General features: G+C 65.1%; 13 protein-coding genes. 4 read left to right on the forward strand and 9 right to left on the reverse strand.

The window, feature by feature from the left end; all coding sequences use genetic code 11:
- Nucleotides 1-379: 379 nt before the first annotated feature.
- A complete protein-coding gene (locus tag IX761_RS21830; protein WP_194791612.1) occupies nt 380-1,510 on the forward strand; it encodes an MFS transporter in 1,131 nt (376 codons plus the stop codon).
- A 107-nt stretch (nt 1,511-1,617) separates the two neighbouring features.
- On the opposite strand, the gene IX761_RS21835 is transcribed toward IX761_RS21830, so the two are convergent.
- From IX761_RS21835 to IX761_RS21855, 5 genes are all read right to left on the reverse strand, one after another.
- Nucleotides 1,618-3,006 (reverse strand): sensor histidine kinase, encoded by a 1,389-nt coding sequence (locus tag IX761_RS21835; RefSeq protein WP_194791583.1) that lies wholly within the window; start codon nt 3,004-3,006, stop codon nt 1,618-1,620.
- Nucleotides 2,984-3,664 carry a response regulator transcription factor gene (locus tag IX761_RS21840; RefSeq protein ID WP_194791584.1) on the reverse strand — a complete coding sequence of 227 codons (681 nt, stop codon included), beginning with the start codon at nt 3,662-3,664 and terminating at the stop codon, nt 2,984-2,986. The genes IX761_RS21835 and IX761_RS21840 overlap by 23 nt, the downstream gene beginning before the upstream one ends.
- 133 nt (nt 3,665-3,797) lie before the next feature.
- Entirely contained in the window at nt 3,798-5,171 is a 1,374-nt protein-coding gene (gene ppnN, locus IX761_RS21845; protein ID WP_194791585.1) for a nucleotide 5'-monophosphate nucleosidase PpnN, read from the reverse strand.
- A 263-nt stretch (nt 5,172-5,434) separates the two neighbouring features.
- Nucleotides 5,435-6,634, reverse strand: coding sequence for a nicotinate phosphoribosyltransferase (pncB, locus tag IX761_RS21850; RefSeq protein ID WP_194791586.1), 1,200 nt, complete (start codon nt 6,632-6,634; stop codon nt 5,435-5,437).
- Nucleotides 6,631-7,272, reverse strand: a complete 642-nt coding sequence (locus tag IX761_RS21855) for a nicotinamidase (protein ID WP_194791587.1) — start codon at nt 7,270-7,272, stop codon at nt 6,631-6,633. Before IX761_RS21855 ends, pncB begins: the two co-directional genes overlap by 4 nt.
- Before the next feature lie 143 nt (nt 7,273-7,415).
- Between IX761_RS21855 and IX761_RS21860 the strand changes: the two genes are divergently transcribed.
- The gene (locus IX761_RS21860; protein ID WP_194791588.1) at nt 7,416-8,114 is read left to right on the forward strand and encodes an NUDIX hydrolase; all 699 of its coding nucleotides are present in this window, start codon (nt 7,416-7,418) and stop codon (nt 8,112-8,114) included.
- A 408-nt stretch (nt 8,115-8,522) separates the two neighbouring features.
- Here IX761_RS21860 and glcF read toward each other — a convergent pair whose 3' ends face one another.
- The 3 genes from glcF to glcD are packed head-to-tail and all read right to left on the reverse strand — an operon-like array spanning nt 8,523 to nt 12,304.
- On the reverse strand, nt 8,523-9,752 hold the full coding sequence (glcF, locus tag IX761_RS21865) for a glycolate oxidase subunit GlcF (RefSeq protein ID WP_194791589.1): 1,230 nt from the start codon (nt 9,750-9,752) through the stop codon (nt 8,523-8,525).
- A 9-nt stretch (nt 9,753-9,761) separates the two neighbouring features.
- Nucleotides 9,762-10,805: a glycolate oxidase subunit GlcE gene (gene glcE, locus IX761_RS21870; RefSeq protein ID WP_194791590.1), complete on the reverse strand. Its 1,044-nt coding sequence runs from the start codon at nt 10,803-10,805 to the stop codon at nt 9,762-9,764.
- Nucleotides 10,805-12,304 (reverse strand): glycolate oxidase subunit GlcD, encoded by a 1,500-nt coding sequence (glcD, locus tag IX761_RS21875; RefSeq protein WP_194791591.1) that lies wholly within the window; start codon nt 12,302-12,304, stop codon nt 10,805-10,807. The genes glcE and glcD overlap by 1 nt, the downstream gene beginning before the upstream one ends.
- 207 nt (nt 12,305-12,511) lie before the next feature.
- Between glcD and glcC the strand changes: the two genes are divergently transcribed.
- Both glcC and IX761_RS21885 read left to right on the forward strand, forming a co-directional pair.
- Nucleotides 12,512-13,276 (forward strand): transcriptional regulator GlcC, encoded by a 765-nt coding sequence (gene glcC, locus IX761_RS21880; RefSeq protein ID WP_194791592.1) that lies wholly within the window; start codon nt 12,512-12,514, stop codon nt 13,274-13,276.
- Between the two features lie 90 nt (nt 13,277-13,366).
- Complete coding sequence (locus tag IX761_RS21885; RefSeq protein WP_194791593.1) at nt 13,367-15,037, forward strand: hypothetical protein; 1,671 nt, start codon at nt 13,367-13,369, stop codon at nt 15,035-15,037.
- Between the two features lie 69 nt (nt 15,038-15,106).
- Here the strand turns inward: IX761_RS21885 and IX761_RS21890 are convergent, their stop codons facing one another.
- A complete protein-coding gene (locus tag IX761_RS21890) occupies nt 15,107-15,409 on the reverse strand; it encodes a hypothetical protein (protein ID WP_194791594.1) in 303 nt (100 codons plus the stop codon).
- Nucleotides 15,410-15,437 lie beyond the last annotated feature (28 nt).

The following is a 15,437-nucleotide window of genomic DNA, read 5'->3' on the forward strand; positions in this document are numbered from 1 at the left end:
GCACGAATCGAACGCAGCGAAGGTTATTATCACGGGCAATGATATGACGGTCGTCAGTATCGATATGGGGCATGATTGCTTGCGGCGCCGTCTGGCACCGCACTCGCCGGTATGTTTTCTGTAGGAGCGGCCTTGCCGGGGCGCCGGACCGGTCGGAACGGGGTGCGCAGCGCCCCCAGGATCTCGAGTACGCCCAAGATCGCCGGGGCCGCTCTGCGGCCCTTTCGCGACACAAGGCCGCTCCTACAGGAGAAATGCAAGCCTTGATGCCGGCGATGCAGGCAACGCCGTCGTGAATTCTTCCAACCCTGTTCAACAAGGCCCTGTAGTGGATTCCACTGTTCGCATTCCCTCAAACCTGTCCATCGTCTGGCTCGGCGTGTTGCAGATCCTGGTCTGGGGCGGCTCGTTTTTCCTGATGGCGGTGATGGCCGCGCCGATCAGCCGCGATACCGGCTGGCCCAGCCAATGGGTGTATGGCGCGCTGTCCCTGAGCCTGCTGGTTTCGGCGTTGCTGGCACCGTTGTCCAGCCGGCTGATCGCCCGTTATGGCGGCCGTCCGCAGCTAGCCGCCAGTGGCGCGGTAGTGGCGCTTGGGTTGCTGCTGATGGCCGCCAGCCACAGCCTGGCGCTGTTCCTGCTGGCTTGGGCAATCATCGGCGTGGGCATGGCCATGGGGTTATACGAGGCGCTGTTCGCCACGCTCGGCGCGCTGTACGCCGAAGGCGCAGGGCGGGCAATCACCGGGGTGACGCTGATCGCAGGCTTCGCCTCGACGCTGTCCTGGCCCACCGTGGCGCTGCTGATCGAACAGCTGGGTTGGCGCCAGGCCTGCGTGTTGTATGCCGTGGTGCTGTTGCTGGTGGTGGCGCCGCTGTATTGGAAGGTGTTGCCGCCCGGTGGCCAGCTGGCCGGGCGCAAGGCGCAGGCTGGCGAGGTGGGCGAGGGCATCGATCGGCGCTTGTACCTGCTGCTGACGACGATCTTCGCCATCGGCGCGATCATCATGACGGCGATTGCCGTGCAGCTGGTTTCGGTATTGCAGGGCATGGGCCATTCCTTGGCGGCTGCCATCGGCCTGGCAGCGATGCTCGGGCCGAGCCAGGTGGCCTCGCGGGTGCTGCAGATCCTGGTCGGCAAGCGCCATCCGGTCTGGACTGCGTTGGCCTGGACCAGCCTGGTGCTGGTGGGGTTGCTGCTGGTGACGTTCGCCACGGCGGCGACGGCGATCGGGCTGCTGGTGTTCGGTTGTGGCAATGGCTTGCGGGCCATCGTGCGCGGCTTGTTGCCGCTGGCGATGTTGCCGCCCGCGCAATACGTGCTGCTGATGGGGCGCATGTCGCGGCCGGCGTTGATTGGGCAGGCGCTTACGCCGTTGGTGGGTGGCTACCTGTTTGAACACCTTGGGGCGTATGGGGTGTTGTATAGCCTGATTGCCCTGGCGCTGGTGAACCTGTTGCTGGTGGGGCAGGTGTTTCGCCGGGTGCGGGCAGGGGCGCGGTCTATGTAGGAGCGGCCTTGTGTCGCGAAAGGGCCGCAAAGCGGCCCCTGGGATGTGGCGGCGACGCATAAATTGCCGGGGCCGCTTCGCAGCCCGTTCGCGACACAAGGCCGCTCCTACAAAGGCCCAGCCAGCGGGCAATGTAGCACCAGCCTGGCACCACCCAACGGGCTGGCATCCACCTGCAGGCCGAACCCGTGCAAATCGACAATCGCCGCGACAATCGACAGGCCCAGACCAAAGCCGGCATGGCGATGACCTTCCTCGCTGCGGTAGAAACGCTTGAGCACCGCTTCGCGCTCGTCAGCGGGAATCCCCGGGCCGCTGTCCTCGACGGCAATCTGCACGCCGCGCTCGTCCTGGCTCGCGGCAATTCGCACCTGACCGCCCTCGGGGGTGAACTTGATGGCATTGCCCACCAGGTTGGCCAGGGCCTCGAACAACAGCTCCCGATCGCCATGCAGTGCCGCCAGTTGGGCAGGCTGCTCGAGGCTCAAACGGATTCCACCGTCCTCGGCCAGCGGCAGGTAGAAATCATGCAACTCCACCAACAGCGCATGCGGGTCGAGCTGCACGAACCCAGCACGGCGCTGGCGGTCTTCCAGTTCGCTGATACGCAGCAGCCCGCGAAAACGCGCCATCAGGGTGTCGGTCTCGCCAATCGCCTGGTCCAGGGCCTCGCCTTCGGGCGAACCGGCGCCGCTCTGCTGGCGGATGCGATAGAGCTGGGCGCGCAGGCGGGTCAGCGGGGTGCGCAGGTCGTGGGCGATGTTGTCGCACACGCCTTTCACTTCATGCATCAGCCGTTCGATGCGGTCGAGCATGGCGTTGACGATGGCGGCGAGCATGTCCAGTTCGTCGCGGCGGGCGGACAGCGGCAGGCGGTGGGTGAGGTCGCCGGCCACGATCAGGTCGGCCTGGGCCTGGATCGCACGGATGCGCTTGAGTGGGCGGCGGCGCAGCAGGTACCAGCCGGCAAAACCAGGGATCAGGGTCAGCGAGATGCCCCACAGCAGCGCATGCAGGATGATCCGGGTGACCACGAACAGCGAACCGTTGTCACGTACCAGCACCAGCCAGCGGCCATCCTGCACCTTGATCGCCACTGCGTCGCAGCTGTCGCGCGGCAGGTGTGGGTCGTCGGCGTCGAGGCAGCGCTTGAGCTCATGGATCTTGCCGTCCAGGCCCAGCTCCGGCGGGATGCTGCGGATGCTCCCACCAATGGGGTTGAGTTGCGGGTCGAACAGGCCGTAGGCGTCGAAGCTGCGTTCTTCGAAGGCTTGGCTGGCGATCAGCGCGTCATCCAGCTGTTTGCCGCTCATGTGGGCGAACAGGTGTTGCCGCTGCATCATCGAGTGGCGGGTGAGCTTGTTCAGGTAGCTGGAGACCTCGAAGTACAGCACCCCCATGAGGATGCTGCTCCAGGCCACGAAGAGGAAGCTGTACAGCGCCAGCAGGCGACTGGTCGATGAGCTCCAGCCCTTAGACGGGTTCGGCAATGGCATAGCCGGAGCCCCGCACGGTACGGATCAGCGGGGTCTGGCCGGGCGAGTCGATCTTCTTGCGCAGGCGGCCGATGTGCACGTCGATCAGGTTGGTGCCGGGGTCGAAGTGATAGCCCCAGACTTCCTCGAAGATCATCATCCGGGTGATCACCTGGCCGGAGTGGCGCATCAGGTATTCCAGCAGCTTGTATTCGGTGGGCAGCAGGTTCAGCGCCTGCTCGCCCCGGCGGGCCTCGTGGCTGATCAGGTCCAGCTCAAGGTCCGCGACCTGCAGGCGGGTCTGGGTCATGGGCGTGCTGTTGCGGCGCAGCAGCACTTCGACGCGGGCGGCCATCTCGTCGGAGGCGAACGGTTTGGTCAGGTAGTCGTCGCCACCGGCGCGCAAGCCGCGTACCCGTTCGTCGACGTCGGACAGGGCGCTGATCATCAGGATGGGCGTGGCGATTTTCAGGTTGCGCAGGGTGGTGACGATGGTCAGGCCATCCACTTCCGGGAGCATGCGGTCCAGGGTGATCAGGTCGTAACCCCCGGCGATGGCCTTGGCCAGGCCTTCGCGGCCATTGTCGGCCCAGTCCACGTCGAGGCCGTGGCTGGTGAGTTCGGCGACGATTTCCTGGCCGGTGACGGCATCGTCTTCAATGGTCAGTACGCGTGGCATGCGGGTTCCTGGGCGCAATGGGGGATAACTGATTGTGCCAAAGAATAGACAAACGGCGATTTAAGAAAAATTCATCTGCGGCCAGGGAACCCGGCCGAAAAGCAGTGGGGCCGTTTGCACGGCCCCGCAGGTTTCAGGTGACCACCTGGTAGCAGGGTACGTAGGCAGCGCCGCCCGGCAGCTTCATCCGGTGCTGATCGACGAAGGCCTGCAGCAGGCGCCCCAGCGGGTCGAGGATCGCCGCATCGCCGCGGATCTGGTACGGCCCGTGCTCCTCGATCAGGCGGATGCCCTTGTCCTTGACGTTGCCGGCAACGATGCCGGAGAACGCCCGGCGCAGGTTGGCGGCCAGCTCGTGGGGCGGCAGGTCACGGTGCAGGGCCAGGTTGGCCATGTTCTCGTGGGTCGGGTCGAACGGGTGCTGGAAGCCCTCGGCGATCTTCAGCAGCCAGTTGAAGTGGAACGCATCGTTGCGCTCGCGGCGGAACTGCTTGACCGCCTTGAGCCCCTCGACCATGTGCCGGGCCACTTCGGCCGGGTCGTCGATGATGATCTGGTAGTGGCGCTGGGCCTCCTGACCAAGGGTTGCACCGACGAAGGCGTGCAGCTGTTGCAGGAATGGCTCGGCGCTGCGCGGCCCGGTGAGGATGACCGGGAAGGGCAGGTCCTGGTTGTCCGGGTGCATGAGGATGCCGAGCAGGTAGAGGAACTCCTCGGCGGTGCCGGCGCCGCCGGGGAAGATGATGATGCCGTGGCCGACGCGGACGAAGGCTTCCAGGCGCTTCTCGATGTCCGGCAGGATCACCAGCTCGTTGACGATCGGGTTGGGTGCCTCGGCGGCGATGATGCCGGGCTCGGTCAGGCCCAGGTAGCGGCTGCCGTGCATGCGCTGCTTGGCATGGGCGATGGTCGCGCCCTTCATCGGGCCTTTCATCACCCCCGGGCCGCAGCCGGTGCAGACGTCCAGCTTGCGCAGGCCCAGCTCGTGGCCGACCTTCTTGGTGTACTGGTATTCCTCGCTGCTGATCGAGTGACCGCCCCAGCACACGACCATTTTCGGTTCGACGCCTGGGCGCAGAGTGCGGGCGTTGCGCAGCAGGTGGAAGACGTAGTCGGTGATGCCTTGCGAGCTTTCCAGGTCGATGCGCTGGCTGGCCAGCTCGCTTTCGGTGTAGACGATGTCGCGCAGGGCGCTGAACAGCATTTCCCGGGTGCTGGCGATCATTTCGCCATCGACGAAGGCATCGGCCGGGGCGTTGAGCAGCTCGAGGCGCACGCCGCGGTCCTGCTGGTGGATACGCACCTCGAAGTCACGGTAGGCCTCGAGGATGGTCTTGGCATTGTCGACATGGGCGCCGGTGTTGAGGATGGCCAGGGCGCACTGGCGGAACAGGGTGTAGAGGCTGCCGGTACCGACTTCGCTCAGTTGCTGCACTTCACGTTGCGACAGGGTCTCCAGGCTGCCTTTGGGGCTGACGGAGGCGTTGATGACATTGCGTTGGGGCATGTAAGTCGTTCCTGTGCGGGTAAAACATCCTTCTTGGACAACACCATACAAGCAAATGTGCGGGGTAACGAGGGGGCGGGTGAAAAACCTTGGGGGCTGCTGCGCTGGCAAGTCAGCGCCTATAGGCACCACTGTCTTGTGTTGCCTGTGCTGGCCTCATCGCTGGCAAGCCAGCTCCCACAGGGATAGAGCATGACATGAGGTCAACGCGGTCGGGGTGGGAGCCGGCTTGCCGGCGAAAGGGCTGCGCAGCAGCCCCGGCGTTACTGCACCTTGAACACATGCCGCAGGTACGCCACGAAGTTCTCGTCCCGGCACTGGGTCTTGCCTGGGCTGTCGCTGATCTTGGCCACCGGCGCGCCGTTGCAGGCGGTCATCTTGATCACCATGTTCATCGGCGTGACCCCAGGGATGTCGCAGGTCAGGTTCGTGCCGATGCCGAAACTCACGTGGATCCGCCCGTGCAGGGCGCGGTACAACTCCAGCATCTTGGGGAAATCCAGCCCGTCGGAGAAAATCAAGGTCTTGCCCCGCGGGTCGATCCCCAGCCGTTCATAGTGGGTGATGGCCTTTTGCGCCCACTCCAGCGGGTCCCCGGAATCGTGGCGCAAACCGTCGAACAGCTTGGCAAAGTACAGATCGAAGTCGCGGGTGAAGGCGTCCATGCCGATGCAGTCGGTCAGGGCGATGCCCAGCAACCCCCGGTACTCGCGTACCCAGCATTCCAGCGCGGCGGCCTGGCTGTCGACCAGGCGCGGGCCAAGCTGCTGGTGGGCCATGAACCACTCGTGGGCCATGGTGCCGATCGGCTTGAGTTCATATTCCCGGGCCAGGTGCACGTTGCTGGTGCCGACGAAGCGCCCGGGGAAGTCGCGCTTGAGGATATGCACCACCTCTTCCTGCACCCGGTATGAAAAGCGTCGACGGGTGCCGAAGTCAGCCAGCTGCAGGCCGGCCAGCTCGTCCACGCTGGCCTCGGCCTTGAGCCAGTCGAGCTTCTGGTACAGGCGTTCGCCCACCTGTTCGATCACCACTTCGCGATAGCGGTAGCGGTTGCGCACCTCGCTGATGATCGCCAGCAGCGGGATCTCGAACAGGATCACATGCAGCCAGGGGCCACGGATGCGGATCGCCAGCTGGCCGGCATCGTCCAGGCCGACCTGCACGTAGCGCAGGTTGAAGCGGAACAGGCTGAGGAAACGGATGAAGTCCGGCTTGATGAACGGGATCTTTTCCAGGTAGGCCAACTGGTCGAGGGTCACCGACACATCGGCCAACTGCTCGACCTGGTAGCGAATCTCGGCCAGGTAGGGTGCCAGGTCCTCATCGTTGCGGCAGCGGAACTCCCACTCCACCTCAGCGTTGGGGTAGTTGTGCAGCACCGCCTGCATCATGGTGATTTTGTAGAAGTCGGTGTCCAGCAGGTTCTGTACGATCCGTGGGCCGAATACGCTGTCGGTCATGGGCAAAGCTCCTTGAGTGTGGCGTCCAGCGCCTGTTCGTCCTGGCACAGCTGAATGCCGGCGGCGGCCATCGCGGTGCAGGCGGCATCGGCGCCTTCGCCAGTCAGCGCACGGCAGGCCGGCAGGTACAGCAGCACCTCGAACCCGGCGCGGCGCAGTTGCAGGGCGGTGGTGCGTACGCAGTAGTCCAGGGCCAGGCCACCGACGATGATTGCGTGCACCTGTTGCACCTTGAGGTACTCGATGACGCCGGTGGAGCGGCGTTCGGCCAGGTCGTGGTAGCAGGCGCCGTAGGGGTGCAGGTCGGGTTCGACGCCTTTCCAGATGAAATAGTCGTAGGCGATGGGGGCGGGCAGGCCGGGCAGCAGCTCGAAACCAGGGGTGCCGGGCACGCAGTGGCTGACCCAGGTCAGGTCGGCGTTTTCCAACGGCAGCGGTCGCAGCATCTGGCTGTGTTCGGCAACCACCCAGGCGGCGTTGGCCGGGTGGGCGTCCTTGCTGCCCAGGCGCAGGTCGGCGCGGCGGGCCATGGCGTTGAGCGCGGCGACGATCTGCTCACCACCCGGCACCGGCAGCTCCTGGGGCGCGCGGCAGGTGAAACCGTTTTGCGCGTCGACATCGAAACTGGCGATTTTCATCAGGGCAGGCTCCTTGGCTGGAATACGAATATATTTCACCTGGTGCATTAAGTGTGTCAAGTTCATTTTCAAACTCGATTTAGCGCTTGATCGATTTATTCGCCCTGGTGGAATATGCGCAGGTTAGAGCACGGAGTCAGCAAGTGAGCACAGCAGAAGTCTTGGCCAGCGTGGACATCGTCGCCCTGCGCCTGTCGCCCCACAGCCAGCGCCTGGAGGTGCTGTTGCACCAGCGCGAGCGCGAACCCCATGCCGGCCAGTGGGCCTTGCCGGGTGTGATCGTCAATGGCCGCACCCCGGACAACAGCCTCGACGCCGCCGCCGAGCGCGCCCTGGCCGAAAAGGCCCGGGTGCAGCCGCGGCACCTGGAGCAGGTGGGGACCGAGGGCAATGCCTTCCGCGATCCGCGGGGCTGGTCGTTGAGTACCTATTACCTGGCCTTGCTCGATCCCGATGTCGACGTCGAGGGTGAGCACCTGGCCTTTCATGACCTGGACAGTTTGTTGAGTCGCAGGGTGTTGCTGCCGTTCGACCACGGGCTGCTGGTTGAACGTGCTGTCGAGCGCCTGGCGGCCAAGAGCGTATACACCAACCTGCCGCTGTACCTGGTGCCGGAGCGGTTCACCGTGCTCGACGCCTTGGCGGCGATGCAGGCGTGCCTGGGGCAGGCGGTCAATGGCACCTCGGTGCGCAAGCGTTTGGAGCGCATGAAGGGCGAGGGGTGGGTGGAGGATACCGGCGAGAAGCACCAGCCCAGGTTGGGCCGGCCGCAACAGTTGTACCGGCATACGCCGCGTGAGGCGCGGGCGTTTGTGTTTGATCGGAGTTTGCTGGCGGGGTGAGTCAGCAGAGTGGCGCCGGGGCGCCTAGGTGCCTGGCTGAAGATTTTCAGCGCCCTTGAGATCGAGCGCCGCCCGCGCGGCGCATCGCTGGCAAGCCAGCTCCCACATCTGTTTCGGGCCAGTTATGCCAGCGCCGCCGCGGCTGTACGCCTTGTTGGTACGACGCGGTTTCNGCGTGGACGCTACCGCCGCACCACATGACTTAAGACATGCACCAAGGCGCACAGTGGAGATGGACCAGGAGTAACTGGCCCGAAACAGATGTGGGAGCTGGCTTGCCAGCGATGCGCCGCGCGGGCGGCGCTCGATCTTGAGAGCGCTGCAAAAATCCCGGCAAGCACCTGTTGACCTTCACTCGATCAAAACCCCAACCCCCCCGCCGTGTTCACCTGCCCAAGTACAGATTTGCTATGCATGGTCCGCCTCCAGTGCTGCTTCGACGATTTCAATCCAGTGCCGTACCGGTGTGCGCCCGGCACCACCGAGGTGGAGCTGGCAGCCGATATTGGCGGTGGCGATGATCTCAGGTTTTGCGCTTTCCAGGGCATCGAGCCGGTTGTCGCGCAATTGGCGCGACAGTTCCGGCTGGGTCAGCGAATAGGTGCCCGCCGAGCCGCAGCACAAGTGGCCGTCGGGTACGGCGGTGAGGTGAAAGCCCAGGCGGGTCAGCAGGCCTTCCACCGCACCACCGAGCTTGAGCGCGTGCTGCAAGGTGCAGGGGCAGTGGAAGGCCAGGCGCTGTGCAGTACACCCGTCCAGGTGCTCCAACGGTTCGGCCAGCAACACCTGCACCAGATCGCGCGATAGCGCGCTGACCCGGGCCGCCTTGGCCGCATAGTGCGGATCGTGCTCCAGCAGATGCCCATAGTCGCGCACGAACGCGCCGCAACCGCTGGCAGTCTGTACGATGGCCTCGGCACCGGCCTCGATGGCCGGCCACCAGGCATCGATGTTGCGCCGCGCCCGTTGCAGACCTTGCGCCTGGGCATCCAGGTGATAGTCCACGGCGCCGCAACAACCCGCTTCGCGGATCGGCTCGACGCTGATGCCCAGGCGGTCGAGCAGCCGCGCGGCGGCGGCATTGGTATTGGGCGACAACGCCTGTTGCACGCAGCCTTCGAGCAGCAGCACACGGCGGCTGTGGCGGGGCGTGGGGCGTTGACCGGGGGCTGTCACTTGGGCAGGCAACTTGGCCTTCAGGCTGCTGGGTAACAGCGGTCTCAATGCCTGGCCGGTACCCGCCAAGGCCTTGAACAAGGCCGGGCGCGGCACCACCGCGCGCAGCCCATCACGCAGCAGCCGCTGCCCCAGCGGGCGTGGCACCTGTTGCTCGACCACCGCGCGGCCAATATCGAGCAGGTCGTGGTACTTCACCCCCGACGGGCAGGTGGTTTCGCAGTTGCGGCAACTCAGGCAGCGGTCCAGGTGCAGTTGGGTGCTGGCAGTCACCGGTTCGCCTTCGAGCACCTGCTTGATCAGGTAGATGCGCCCCCGCGGGCCGTCCAGCTCGTCGCCGAGCAACTGGTAGGTGGGGCAGGTGGCGGTGCAGAACCCGCAGTGCACGCAGGAACGCAGGATGCTTTCGGCCTCTTCGGCACGGGCCAGGCGTTTGGCGGCTTCGCTCAGGTGGGTTTGCATGGCGGGGCCTCACAAGTCCGGGTAAAGACGGCCAGGGTTGAAGATACCCTGGGGGTCGAGTTGCCGTTTTAGCGCCTGGTGGTAGCGCAGCAGCGCCGCCGGTAGCGGGGCGCTGCTGTCGTCACCGGGCGCGTAGGCGGTGGCGTGGCCGCCAACGTTCGCCACCTGCTCGCGAATGACCTGCGCCGGTGCATTGGACTTGAGCCAGCGCTGTGCGCCACCCCAGTCGATCAGCTGCCGTCCCGGCAGCTCGAGCGCAGCGCTGGCCGTGGGCAGCGATAGCCGCCACAGCGGCGCCGGGTCATCGAAGAAGCCCAGGCGCTGCTCGCGCAGGTCGCTCCAGAAACGGCTATCGACCGTGTCGCCGCCCAGCCGCTCACGGGCCGAACGCACCGAACCTTCGCCGCCTTCCAGACGCAGGTGCAGTGCCTCGCCGTCATGGCAGGCAGCGCTGATCGGCAGCGGTTGCTGGCCCCATTCGGTCAGTGCGGCCAAGGCTTGCCGGATGTCCATCTCCAGCCTCAGGCTCAGGCATTGGCGCGGCCGTGGCAGCACCTTCAGTGACACTTCGGTGATCAACCCGAGGCATCCGAAACTGCCGGCCATCAGCCGCGACACATCGTAGCCGGCGACGTTCTTCATCACTTCGCCGCCAAAGCGCAGCAGCTTGCCGTGGCCGGTGATCAGCCGGGTGCCCAGCACGAAGTCGCGCACCGACCCGGCCCAAGGCCGGCGCGGCCCGGACAACCCCGCCGCGACCATGCCGCCAAGCGTGGCCCCAGGGCCCAGGTGCGGCGGCTCGCAGGCCAGCATCTGCCCGGCCTCGTGCAGCGCCGCCTCGATCGCCAGCAGCGGTGTGCCGGCGCGGGCGGTGAGCACCAGTTCGGTCGGGTCGTAGCTGACGATGCCGGCGTGGCCACGGGTATCGACCACCTCGCCGGCGACCGGGCGCCCAAGCATCGATTTGCTGTTGCCGCCCTGGATACGCAGCGGTGTGTCGAGGTTCAGTGCCTGGTTGACCTGTTCCAGCAGGTCCTGGCTCAAGTCCGCCATCAGAAACGCTCCAGCTCGGGGAATGGCAGTTGCCCGTGATGCACGTGCAGCGCACCGAACTCGGCGCAGCGGTGCAGGGTGGGGATGTTCTTGCCCGGGTTGAGCAAACCCTGCGGGTCGAAGGCGGCCTTCACGGCATGGAACAGGGTGATCTCGTCGGCGTTGAACTGGGCGCACATCTGGTTGATCTTCTCGCGGCCCACGCCGTGCTCGCCGGTAATGCTGCCGCCCACCGCCACGCACAGTTCGAGGATCTTGCCGCCGAGGGCCTCGGCCCGGTCCAGCTCGCCCGGCAGGTTGGCGTCGAACAGAATCAGCGGGTGCATGTTGCCGTCGCCGGCATGGAACACATTGGCCACCCGCAGCCCGTACTGTTCGGCCAGCTCGCTTATGCCCTTGAGCACCTGCGGCAGCTGGCGGCGGGGGATGGTGCCGTCCATGCAGTAATAGTCCGGCGAAATGCGCCCCACCGCCGGGAAGGCGTTCTTGCGCCCGGCCCAGAAGCGCACGCGCTCGGCCTCGTCGCAGGCCAGGCGCACTTCGCTGGCACCGGCCGCCCTGAGCACCGCTTCCACTTGCGCGCAGTCGTCCTGCACGTCGGCCTCCACACCGTCCAGCTCGCACAACAGGATCGCCGCCGCGTCCACCGGGTAGCCGGCGTGGATGAAATCCTCGGCGGCGCGGATCGCCAGGTTGTCCATCATCTCCAGGCCCCCGGGGATGATGCCGGCGGCGATGATCCCGGCCACCGCGCGGCCGGCATCCTCGACGCTGGCGAAGCTGGCCAGCAGCACCCGTGCCACCTGGGGCTTGGGCAGCAGCTTGACGGTCACTTCGGTGACGATCCCCAGCAGGCCCTCGGAGCCGGTGAACAACGCCAGCAGGTCGAAGCCGGGACTGTCCAGGGCATCGCTGCCCAGCACCAGGCGCTCGCCTTCGACGGTGAGGATCTCGACCTTGAGCAGGTTGTGCACGGTCAGGCCGTACTTCAGGCAGTGCACGCCACCGGCGTTCTCGGCGACATTGCCGCCGATGGAGCAGGCGATCTGCGACGACGGGTCGGGTGCGTAGTACAGCCCGAATGGCGCCGCCGCCTGGGAGATCGCCAGGTTGCGCACCCCCGGTTGCACACGGGCGAAGCGCCCCTGTGGGTTGACTTCGAGGATGCGGTTGAAGCGCGCCATCACCAGCAGGATGCCCTGGCTCAGCGGCAAGGCGCCGCCGGACAAGCCCGTACCGGCGCCACGCGCCACCACGGGCACGCCGCGCTGGTGGCACAGGCGCAGCAGCACTTGCACCTGCTCCAGGCGTTCGGGCAGCACCACCAGCAGCGGCAATGTGCGGTAGGCCGACAGGCCGTCGCATTCATAGGGCTTGAGGTCTTCCTCGCGGTGGAGGATGGCGAGGTCGGGCAGGGCGCCGCGCAGTGCCGCCAGCAGCGCGGGCTTGTCGACCACGGGTTGCGGGCCATCGACGCGTTCGTCGTAGAGGATGTTCATGGGGCTCACTCGGCGGTTTCTTGTTGTTGTTCGGTGATTCAGCCACTTGGCCAGCCTGCGCCCCAGTGGCGAATTCGTCGAGCACGATGCCAACTGGTCCTACCACTTTGGTTGACAGTGGCTACGCTGATCCCAGTGTCTTGCGCAGGGGTTGCCTGCTGTAGCCGGATGACGCAAGCAGTGGTCCTACCAGTTGAGGGGTGAGTAATGGGCGTGGCAGGCAAGGCCAAGGTGGCCGACCAGGTGGCTGAACGGGTCGAGAAACTGATCGTCGATGGGGTATTGAAAGTCGGGCAGGCGCTGCCCTCGGAGCGGCGCCTGGTGGACAAGCTCGGCTGTTCGCGCTCGGCGCTGCGCGAGGGCCTGCGCATCCTGCGCGGGCGCGGCATCATCGACACCGAACAGGGGCGTGGCTCATTCGTGGCCGACCTCACCGGGCGGGGTGGTGCCAGCCCTTTGTTGCATCTGTTCGGTACGCAGCCGCGCACGCTGTTCGATTTGCTCGAAGTGCGCGCCCTGCTTGAAGCCGAGTCGGCGCGCCTTGCTGCGCTGCGTGCCACCGACGTCGACCGCCTGCTGATCCGCCGCCGCTACGAAGACATGCTCGCCGCCCATGCCGCCGGCGACAGCCTCGATCCACGCGAGCACGCCCGCCGCGACCATGACTTCCACCGCGCCATCAGCGAGGCCTCGCACAACCCCGTGTTGGTGCACACCCTGCAATCGTTGAGCGACCTCATGCTCAGCACGGTGTTCGCCTCGGTCAACAACCTCTATTGCCGGCCGGCGCAGAAGCGCCAGATCGATCGCCAGCACGCGCGCTTGTACCAGGCGGTGATGGAGCAGTTGCCAGAGCAGGCCCAGCGCGCGGCGCGCGAGCATGTCCATGGGGTGCGCGACAGCCTGCACGAGCTTGAGCAGGAGCAGCAGCGTCTGGTACGGGCGACCATGCGCCGGGATGGGTGGGGCTAGCAGGCGCAACCCGCGCGCGGCTCTGGTTTGCAATCAGATTGCCATACGCGGATCATCGGTCGCTTCTTCCAATGTCGTCAGGATGACCCGATGCAGTTTTCCCCACCGCCATCACCCCCCCGTGATGATGTGCTCATCAAGTCCAGTCTCAAGCACGCGACAGCCAGCATTGAAAGCCAGATTGAACAGTTGGACAGCGACATCGAGCGCATCAAGGCTTTGCAGAAGTTGTCTGCTGCAAGGCTACGCGAGAAAGCGCTCGAAGCCGCATCCTTAGCGCTGGAGCAAGCGCAATTGAGCGTGCAGGAGACGGCGAGTGAGAGCTGGTTCAAACGCGCAAAGCGACGTGCTGCTCGCGAGCACCTGAATACGGCGCAGGCACTGCTCGACAAAGAGACTGCACGCATCGATGCGCCGGATGTGCAACGCCAACGTAATGAGTATGTCGCCCGCTATAACGCAAAGGTGGATGTACAAAGTGCCAGGCTGCCGGGGTTACGGGAGCAGAAAACTACCTTGCAAGGCACGCAGCGCGAGATTGAGGGGTTGCAGCAAGCGTTGCAACCGGCTTTTGCTGCCTTGGACGCTCATGGCTGGTTGGACAGCTCGTTCCGGCCAAGGCTGCAAGAAATAAGATCATTGGTGGAGCAAGAGGCGTACCCGGCCGCGAGCGAATGGGTGAACTCGTTGCTCTTTCAGCGTAAGCCGGACGATGAATTCTATGCTGAGCTGGCATCCCAAGCCCGCCAGTTGCGCGAACATTTTTACGCCACTCATCACGGTATTCCTGCTACCGGCCAGTTGCCGACGATAGCGGAGGCGTCGGCACAGCTGGCAGTTGGCAGCATGTCGACCAGGTTCGATGCGCAGATACAGCAATGTGCACTTGCGTGCGACAAGTGGGAAATGCTGACACAGCTGACCCAGTCACCTCGTGAATTCAAGGTCGACGCGCTCTGGGTGATCTACTGGGCAATGCTCCAGTGCGAACAGGAAATGGCGGACTACCTGTACCAGGCAGATTCACACGAAGACCCGCTCAACGGACGTTTCAGCCAGATGGTCGAACACTGGCTGGGCCGATGGGCGACACCTTGTTTCCCTGGCTTCGGTTACCCGCAGGGCGAGTCATACGTAGGAACATTGCAGCTGTCCAACACGGAAGAAGAAAGTCGGCTTGGCGCCGATATCGGCATCATCGTGGCGCTGGATATCGGAGCTCTGAAATGCCAGAAGGTGCTCTTGCTGCAAGCCAAGCGAGCGCATCAGGGGCGGGCGAATATCGGTAGCGAGAAAGGTCAGTTGTCCAAGCTGGCCCGGCGGCCCGCGGCCGGTTACTACCTGTTCTATCACCAGACCCCCGGCCTGACACCCACCGTGCCTACCGTTGCCTGCGCCAAGGCCTTGTGTGAGCTGGTCGAGAAAAGTAGGCGTGACCCTGCGGCCAAGAGCCTGGAGATGGATGTGCGGCTGACCGGCTGGGATTGGGCAAGCTTCTTCACATTCGGCGTGTGCGATGCGCAATCCGGAATCGGCGAGCACTTCGATGATGCGCAGGATGCCCTGCGCATTCTGGGTGATGGCGACAGCGGTAAACTGCCTAAGTACCTTTATGTTCTGGCAATCGACCACGACGGCATTGCACCGCTGTTGCGTGACCGCCTCAGGCAGCACTATGTCGACCTGTCCCAGGGTCAGGCGTCGGCCCAGAAGGACACGCCTGATCAGACGCAGGACTTTGGTGGACAGCGACCCTCCTAGATACCACCTGATGCCTGGCTGATGCGCTGTGTACAAGCACTTCGGCCGGGTAACCTCGAGTGTCGGCCCTCACGGTGTACCAGGGCGCTGGGGCAGGGCGGAAGTGCCAAAGGTATTGCCCATGCGCACACTGGTCGCCGACTGGTTGAACAGCCCCAGCCGGTTGGGCGGCTGGCGCGTCACGTCGAACTGCTGCGCCTTGCGGTTGGCTTGCGCGGCTTTCTGCCCGTCGCTGTTCTGCAACTGGCGGGTCAGGCAGTCATAGGCCAGCGCGCGGGCCTGGCCGACCTGCACGTCGACGCAGGCCTTGTCCTCGGCCTGGACCGTGCCGGCGAGCAACAGCCCGCCAAGCAGCAGCGGCATCAGGTTCATGGCGGTTCTCCGCGGGAGTGAGCCCTCA

It is taken from the genome of Pseudomonas sp. UFMG81 (assembly GCF_015354575.1).
GTDB lineage: Bacteria > Pseudomonadota > Gammaproteobacteria > Pseudomonadales > Pseudomonadaceae > Aquipseudomonas.

Coding starts and splice junctions, on each gene's coding strand:
- IX761_RS21835 (WP_194791583.1), bottom strand. CDS start 3,006: ATGCCATTGCCGAACCCGTCTAAGGGCTGGAGCTCATCGACCAGTCGC.
- IX761_RS21840 (WP_194791584.1), bottom strand. CDS start 3,664: ATGCCACGCGTACTGACCATTGAAGACGATGCCGTCACCGGCCAGGAA.
- ppnN (WP_194791585.1), bottom strand. CDS start 5,171: ATGCCCCAACGCAATGTCATCAACGCCTCCGTCAGCCCCAAAGGCAGC.
- pncB (WP_194791586.1), bottom strand. CDS start 6,634: ATGACCGACAGCGTATTCGGCCCACGGATCGTACAGAACCTGCTGGAC.
- IX761_RS21855 (WP_194791587.1), bottom strand. CDS start 7,272: ATGAAAATCGCCAGTTTCGATGTCGACGCGCAAAACGGTTTCACCTGC.
- glcF (WP_194791589.1), bottom strand. CDS start 9,752: ATGCAAACCCACCTGAGCGAAGCCGCCAAACGCCTGGCCCGTGCCGAA.
- glcE (WP_194791590.1), bottom strand. CDS start 10,805: ATGGCGGACTTGAGCCAGGACCTGCTGGAACAGGTCAACCAGGCACTG.
- glcD (WP_194791591.1), bottom strand. CDS start 12,304: ATGAACATCCTCTACGACGAACGCGTCGATGGCCCGCAACCCGTGGTC.
- glcC (WP_194791592.1), top strand. CDS start 12,512: ATGGGCGTGGCAGGCAAGGCCAAGGTGGCCGACCAGGTGGCTGAACGG.
- IX761_RS21885 (WP_194791593.1), top strand. CDS start 13,367: ATGCAGTTTTCCCCACCGCCATCACCCCCCCGTGATGATGTGCTCATC.
- IX761_RS21890 (WP_194791594.1), bottom strand. CDS start 15,409: ATGAACCTGATGCCGCTGCTGCTTGGCGGGCTGTTGCTCGCCGGCACG.